The organism is Lysinibacillus parviboronicapiens, from assembly GCF_003049575.1.
In the GTDB taxonomy this organism is placed as follows: domain Bacteria; phylum Bacillota; class Bacilli; order Bacillales_A; family Planococcaceae; genus Lysinibacillus; species Lysinibacillus parviboronicapiens.
In genome coordinates, this window is record NZ_PYWI01000091.1 from 1 (window position 1) to 844 (window position 844).

Annotated in this window: 5 tRNA genes and 2 rRNA genes; all 7 read left to right on the forward strand. The window is 47.9% G+C overall.

The features are described 5' to 3' along the window. Window positions 1-82: ribosomal RNA gene (locus C9J35_RS23165) — 23S ribosomal RNA — on the forward strand; the annotation flags it as partial. A 115-nt stretch (window positions 83-197) separates the two neighbouring features. Continuing rightward, window positions 198-313 (forward strand): 5S ribosomal RNA (rrf, locus tag C9J35_RS23170). A gap of 15 nt (window positions 314-328) precedes the next feature. Continuing rightward, window positions 329-405: transfer RNA gene (locus C9J35_RS23175), tRNA-Asn, on the forward strand. 5 nt (window positions 406-410) lie between these two features. Beyond that, window positions 411-502, forward strand: a tRNA-Ser gene (locus C9J35_RS23180). 28 nt (window positions 503-530) lie between these two features. After that, window positions 531-605, forward strand: a tRNA-Glu gene (locus C9J35_RS23185). Between the two features lie 16 nt (window positions 606-621). Then, window positions 622-697: transfer RNA gene (locus C9J35_RS23190), tRNA-Val, on the forward strand. A gap of 26 nt (window positions 698-723) precedes the next feature. Next, window positions 724-798 (forward strand) — tRNA-Met (locus C9J35_RS23195). Window positions 799-844: the final 46 nt, after the last annotated feature.

Here is an 844-nt window from a genome sequence, read left to right on the forward strand (position 1 = left end):
GACGATGAGGTAGATAGGTTCGAGGTGGAAGTGTGGTGACACATGGAGCTGACGAATACTAATCGATCGAGGACTTAACCAAAATGTTTGAAACATTCAATGCACCGTTTATCCAGTTTTGAAAGAATAAAAAAGTGATGATAAAACACTTGTAATTATAATAAAATATGTTATAATAAATAATGTCTTTCATATAGTCTAGTGATGATGGCAAAGAGGTCACACCCGTTCCCATACCGAACACGGAAGTTAAGCTCTTTAGCGCCGATGGTAGTTGGGGGCTTCCCCCTGTGAGAGTAGGACGTCGCTAGGCTATACATAATATCATTCCGAAGTAGCTCAGTTGGTAGTAGCACCTGACTGTTAATCAGGTTGTCGCAGGTTCGAGTCCTGCCTTCGGAGCCATTCTTGGAGAGTTGTCCGAGTGGCCGAAGGAGCACGATTGGAAATCGTGTAGGCGGTTAACACTGTCTCAAGGGTTCAAATCCCTTACTCTCCGCCAGCAAACTTTAGGATTACAGTTCCAAATGGGCCCCTTGGTCAAGTGGTTAAGACACCGCCCTTTCACGGCGGTAACACGGGTTCGAATCCCGTAGGGGTCACCATTTTCAATACCCAGATGGAGGATTAGCTCAGCTGGGAGAGCATCTGCCTTACAAGCAGAGGGTCGGCGGTTCGAGCCCGTCATCCTCCACCATTATTTATATATTCTAATAGTATTATCGCGGGGTGGAGCAGTGGTAGCTCGTCGGGCTCATAACCCGAAGGTCGTTGGTTCAAATCCGGCCCCCGCAACCAAATGGTCCCGTGGTGTAGCGGTTAACATGCCTGCCTGTCACGCAGG